Genomic DNA, 5,704 nt, shown 5'->3' on the forward strand with positions numbered 1-5,704 from the left:
AAAATCGTGTGGACCTGACGCCTCAGTGGTCGGCGTCAAGTCTCGCGGAGGCGCGAAAGCCCAACCGGGCCGCAGCGCCGGTTTCCGCGAGGCGACGGAGGCGAGAAGAGCCCGATACTCCGGGGTGAGCGCGAGATAAGCCGTAAAGCCATTGCGCAGGGAATGTCGGATGTTCTCCGCTGCCCTGTATGCTCGTGTGCGCTAATACTCGTACAATTTGCACACGAGACCGCGGGTGCAGCGCGCATCCGGCATTCCCTGCTCCCTTATTCGAGGGAGAACGATATGCAAACCTCGGGCAACTCATGCCGCGAGAAGGCGGACGTGTATCCGGTGGTTGAAGTGAATCGCAACCCCCATGGGCCGGTGGAGTGGCGCAACCGCAGCAAGGACGCTACCCTGTACAGGAGCAACGGCTCGGGAAAATTTGAGTATGGTCGCCCGGATCGCGCTTGCGGTGACTACTCCAGCGAGGACGGTAGTTTTGTGAAGGAAGTACCGGACGAAGCGGCCGCAACGGAGTCGCGCTATCGTTTCATACCGCTTCGGAAGGCGGATTTGATCGACGGCCTGATGGCGGCGGGCCAACTCGACGACGCCGGTCAGGCCGGATTCCGGCAATTTGCGCGCCAGCTAGCTGGTATCCTTCACTACCAGTATTTCGAACAGCTCGAGCTGCTGCGCGAGGCCTATTTTCACTTCGACCCGGAGGTCGATCCGCAGACCTGCTCGGTCGCGGCGGATTTCGAAGCGGCCTATCGACGCCTGAGCGAGGAGTTCGTCCGGATCCTGACGGAGGCCAATTTCATCGAGATTGCCCATGATGAGATCATCCGTGCCTTCGACGAGCACGCTCTGGTACGGGTGAAGATCAAGGCGCCGGTCGGGGACTATCGCGACGTCCGCATGTTCCGCCGCGGCAGCCACCGCAAGACGATCGAGGTCCCGCTATGGTGGGGATTTCGTCGACGTCGAATCGAAGTCGATATCTACGACGACGTGGTGATGATGGTCGCGACCAGGCCCGGCGGCGACATGCCGACCGACGCCCGCAAGCCACGCTGGGGCGGAAAGCGGAGCGGTCCGAAAATCCGCGGCGGCGCAGTGCTGTTCAAGTACTTCCGCCACATCGCCCGCGCCGATCTCGAGGCCCTGTTTCCCAACGTGCGGGTGGTGATGAGCCTGTGGGACCAGTTGACCCTGGGCGTGCCGGCGGTGGTCGGCGGCATACCGATCCTGATCAAGCTGGCCTCGACCCTGACGATCCTGTTTTTTGTCGCCGGCTTCTATCTCGGCGTTCACAGCACGATCGGCGATAACGACATGGAGCAGGCGCTGGTTGCGCTCGGCGGCCTGTTCGCGCTCGGCGCCTTCATGCTGCGGCAGCGCGGAAATTTCCACCGCCAATCGCTGCTTCACCAGAAGCAGGTCACCGACAACATCTATTACCGCAACGTCAACAACAATTCCGGCATCTTCAATTACCTGATCGGCGAGGCAGAGGAACAGGAATGGAAGGAAGCGCTGCTTGCCTATTACTGCCTGATCGTGGCGCCGCAACCGGTGACGCGCGCGGCGCTCGATGCGGGCATTGACGAACTCCTGCTGCGCCGTTTCGCCTTCTCGGCCGATTTCGAGATCGGCGAAGCCCTGACGCGGCTGCAGCGCCTCGGGCTGCTTTGCGAGAGCGGTGGCAAGCTGTCGGCCCTCCCGCTTCCCGGCGCGATCGAACGGCTGGAGGCCGCGTGGGCGCAGTTGTTGCGGCGTTAGAGCGCGATGGGATCAGGGCGAGTTGGTGCAGCGCCGGAATTCACCTCTCCCCGCTGGGGAGAGGTAGACCGAATCCGCCGGCGGCCGATTCAACCTAAAAGTCATCTCGCGCTAGCGGAGGCTCGCGTTGATCTTGTCGAGCGCGGCGGAGCCGGGGCAAAGCGCGCTGGCATCGAGCGTATTGAGCGGCGTCTCGACGGTGTCGAGGTGGCTGTGCAGATCGTCCGATTCCGGATCGACGTACAACAGACCGGTGACGATCTGGCCCCTGGCGGCGTGCTTCTGCAGGAACGACATCGCGCCGACGCGATCATGCGGATCATAATCGGCATCGATCTTGCGCAGCGCGATCCTGGTGCCGTCATGCTGCTCGACCAGTTGCACGGTGCCCGGGGCATAATCCACCGTGATCGGCTCGCGCCCGGTGATGACGTCGAGCCGGTTCACCGCGTCATTGTGTTCGCGCACATAATCGAAGCTCTTGGTCGAACCGGCGTGGTTGTTGAAGGCGACGCAGGGGCTGATGACGTCAATGAATGCCGCGCCCTTGTGCTGGATCGCGGCCGCGATCAGCGGCACCAACTGGGTCTTGTCGCCGGAGAAGCTGCGCGCCACGAAGCTGGCGCCGAGCTGCAGCGCGATCGCCACCAGGTCGATGGGACTGTCGTTGTTGATCAGGCCCTTTTTCGACTTGGAGCCGCGGTCCGCGGTAGCCGAGAACTGGCCCTTGGTCAGGCCGTAGACGCCGTTGTTCTCGACGATATAGGTCATGTTGACGCCGCGCCGGATCGAATGCGCGAACTGTCCGAAGCCGATCGAGGCCGAATCGCCGTCGCCGGAAACGCCGAGATAGATCAGCTCGCGGTTGGCGAGGTTGGCGCCGGTCAGCACCGACGGCATCCTCCCGTGCACCGAATTGAAGCCGTGCGAGTTGCCGAGGAAGTAGTCCGGGGTTTTCGAGGAGCAGCCGATGCCGGAAATCTTGGCGACCCGGTGCGGCTCGATCGACAGTTCGAAGCAGGCCTCGATGATCGAGGCGGTGATCGAATCGTGGCCGCAGCCGGCGCACAGCGTCGATACCTTGCCCTCGTAATCGCGGTGGGTGAAACCGAGATCGTTCTTCGGAAGTCCCGGATGCTGGAATTTCGGCTTGGCGATATAGGTCATGACTTCACCTTGCGGAGCGGGGTCACCTTGAGCTGGTCCTGGTGGTCGCCGATCGCGCCGGCGATGAAGCGCGCGGTGATCGGCGTGCCGTCATAATGCAGGATCGGGATCAGGCGGACCGGGTCGATGCCGTTCTCGTTGACGATCAACGAGCGAAGCTGCGCGTCGCGGTTCTGCTCGACCACATAGACGAAGTCATGGTCGGCAATGAAGCTGGCGACGCTGGAATGGAACGGGAAGGCGCGGATCCGCAGCCGGTCGAGCTGGTGCCCGCGCGATTCCAGGATCCCGATCGCCTCGTCCATGGCCGGCGCGGTCGAGCCGAAATAGATCACGCCGTATTTGGTCGGCTTGGCGGCGTTGGCCTGCAGCGGCCGCGGCACCATGTCCTGCGCGGTCTCGAACTTGCGCACCAGCCGCTGCATGTTGTCGGCATAGACCGGGCCTTCCTCGGAGTAGATCGCATAGCGGTTGCGCGAGGTGCCGCGGGTGAAGAACGAGCCTTTGGTGGGGTGGGTGCCGGGATAGGTGCGGTACGGAATGCCGTCGCCGTCGACGTCGAGATAGCGCCCGAAGTCGCGGCCGGGTTCATCCAGCATCTCCGCCGTCATCACCTTGCCGCGGTCGTATTGCCGCGAATCGTCCCATTTCAGCGGACGGGACAGGCGGTGGTTCATGCCGATGTCGAGGTCGAGCATGAGGAAGATCGTGGTCTGCAGCCGCTCGGCGAGATCGAAGGCCTGGGCTGCGAATTCGAAGGCCTCGGCCGGGTCTTCCGGGAACAGCAGCACATGCTTGGTATCGCCATGGGAGGCGTAGGCGCAGGCGATGATGTCGCATTGCTGGGTTCGCGTCGGCATGCCCGTCGAGGGGCCGGCGCGCTGCACGTTCATGATCACCGCCGGAATTTCGGCGAAATAGGACAGGCCGATGAACTCGGTCATCAGCGAGATGCCGGGGCCGGAGGTGGCGGTGAAGGCCCGGGCGCCGTTCCAGGATGCGCCGATCACGATGCCGATCGAGGCCAGCTCGTCCTCGCCCTGCACGATGGCGTACTTCGCCTTGCCGGTGACGGGGTCGTGCCGCAGCTTCTTGCAATGGCTGGTGAAGGCGTCCGCCACCGACGACGACGGCGTGATCGGATACCACGCGCACACCGTGGCGCCGCCATAGACCGCGCCGAGCGCCGCCGCGCTGTTGCCCTCGATAAAGATGCGGTCACCGACCTTGTCGGCCTTCCTGACGCGCAGGCCGATCGGGCATTTCAGATTCTGCAGCGCCCAGTCGCGGCCGAGATGCAGCGCGTGGATGTTGGACGACAGGAGCTTTTCCTTGCCCTTGTACTGCTCGCCGATCAGCTGCTCGACCAGCTTGACGTCCATGTCGAGCAGGGCGCACATCGCGCCGAGATAGATGATGTTCTTGAACAGCTGGCGCTGGCGCGGATCGGTATAGGTCGAGTTGGTGATGGCGGTCAGCGGTACGCCGATCACGGTGATGTCGGCGCGGAATTTCGATGCCGGCATCGGCTTGGTCGAATCGTAGAACAGATAGCCGCCGGGTTCGATCGCGGCGATGTCCTTGTCCCAGGTCTGCGGGTTCATCGCCACCATCATGTCGACGCCGCCGCGGGCGCCGAGATGGCCGTCCTCGGTCACCCGCACCTCGTACCAGGTCGGCAGGCCCTGGATGTTGGACGGGAAGACGTTGCGTGGGCTAACCGGCACGCCGTGGCGCAGGATCGAGCGCGCGAACATCTCGTTGGCGCTCGCCGAACCCGAACCGTTGACGTTGGCGAAGCGGACGACGAAGTCGTTTATGCTGCTGATCGGGCTTTGGACGGACATGATGTTCCTGCGTGGGTCATATCGATGAGGTATTTCTGCATGTCCCAGGCGCCGGTGGGACAGCGCTCGGCGCACAGGCCGCAGTGCAGGCAGACGTCTTCGTCCTTGACCATGACGCGCCCGGTCTTGAGACCATCGGCGACATAGAGGTCCTGATCCGGATGCAGCGAGGGTGCTTTCAGACGCGTCCGCAGGTCTTCTTCCTCGCCGTTCGCGGTGAAGGTGATGCAGTCCATCGGACAGATATCGACGCAGGCGTCGCATTCGATGCACAAGGGCGCTGCGAACACGGTCTGGACGTCGCAGTTCAGGCAACGGTGGGCCTCGCCGAGCGCGAGCTTGACGTCATAACCGAGCTCGACCTCGGCGCGGATGTCCTTCAGCGCGATCACCTTGTCGCGATGCGGCACCTTGTAGCGTTTGTCGTTGGAGATGTCGTTGTCGTAGCTCCACTCGTGGATGCCCATCTTCTGCGAGGAGATGTGCACCTCGGGCAGCGGCCGTTCGGTGATGTCCTCGCCGGACAGCATCTTGTGGATCGAGAGCGCGGCGTCGTGGCCGTGCGACACTGCCCAGATGATGTTCTTGGGGCCGAAGGCGGCGTCGCCGCCGAAGAACACTTTCGGATTGGTCGAGACAAAGGTCGTGGTGTCGACCCTGGGCATGTTCCACTTGTCGAATTCGATGCCGCAGTCGCGCTCGATCCAGGGGAAGGCATTCTCCTGGCCGACCGCCACCAATACGTCGTCGCAGTTGATGGTCTCGTCGGCTTCGCCCGACGGCACCAGGTTGCGGCGGCCGTTGGCGTCGTATTCCGCCTTCACCTTCTGGAAGGTGACGCCGGTGAGCTTGCCGTTGTCATGAACGAAGGCGACCGGCACCATGAAATTGAGGATCGGAATGTCCTCATGGAGCGCATC

General features: G+C 63.2%; 4 protein-coding genes. 1 reads left to right on the forward strand and 3 read right to left on the reverse strand.

All coding sequences use genetic code 11. The annotated features are described in order from the left end of the window. Positions 1-285 precede the first annotated feature (285 nt). Entirely contained in the window at positions 286-1,770 is a 1,485-nt protein-coding gene (locus Q8R73_RS14350) for a TMEM143 family protein (RefSeq protein ID WP_305720210.1), read from the forward strand. A 111-nt stretch (positions 1,771-1,881) separates the two neighbouring features. Here the strand turns inward: Q8R73_RS14350 and Q8R73_RS14355 are convergent, their stop codons facing one another. The 3 genes from Q8R73_RS14355 to Q8R73_RS14365 form a co-directional block, all read right to left on the reverse strand. Further along, positions 1,882-2,937, reverse strand: coding sequence for a 2-oxoacid:ferredoxin oxidoreductase subunit beta (locus Q8R73_RS14355; RefSeq protein ID WP_305720211.1), 1,056 nt, complete (start codon positions 2,935-2,937; stop codon positions 1,882-1,884). Continuing rightward, on the reverse strand, positions 2,934-4,784 hold the full coding sequence (locus tag Q8R73_RS14360) for a 2-oxoacid:acceptor oxidoreductase subunit alpha (RefSeq protein WP_305720212.1): 1,851 nt from the start codon (positions 4,782-4,784) through the stop codon (positions 2,934-2,936). Before Q8R73_RS14360 ends, Q8R73_RS14355 begins: the two co-directional genes overlap by 4 nt. Next, positions 4,754-5,704: 4Fe-4S dicluster domain-containing protein (locus tag Q8R73_RS14365; protein WP_305720213.1), on the reverse strand; the 951-nt coding region annotated here is incomplete at its 5' end. The genes Q8R73_RS14360 and Q8R73_RS14365, both read right to left, overlap by 31 nt.

This window comes from Bradyrhizobium sp., assembly GCF_030697065.1.
Classification (GTDB): domain Bacteria; phylum Pseudomonadota; class Alphaproteobacteria; order Rhizobiales; family Xanthobacteraceae; genus Bradyrhizobium.

What these genes read in the sequence shown, in the direction of transcription:
- Q8R73_RS14350 (WP_305720210.1), top strand. Translation starts at nt 286, where the DNA reads ATGCAAACCTCGGGCAACTCATGCCGCGAGAAGGCGGACGTGTATCCG.
- Q8R73_RS14355 (WP_305720211.1), bottom strand. Translation starts at nt 2,937, where the DNA reads ATGACCTATATCGCCAAGCCGAAATTCCAGCATCCGGGACTTCCGAAG.
- Q8R73_RS14360 (WP_305720212.1), bottom strand. Translation starts at nt 4,784, where the DNA reads ATGTCCGTCCAAAGCCCGATCAGCAGCATAAACGACTTCGTCGTCCGC.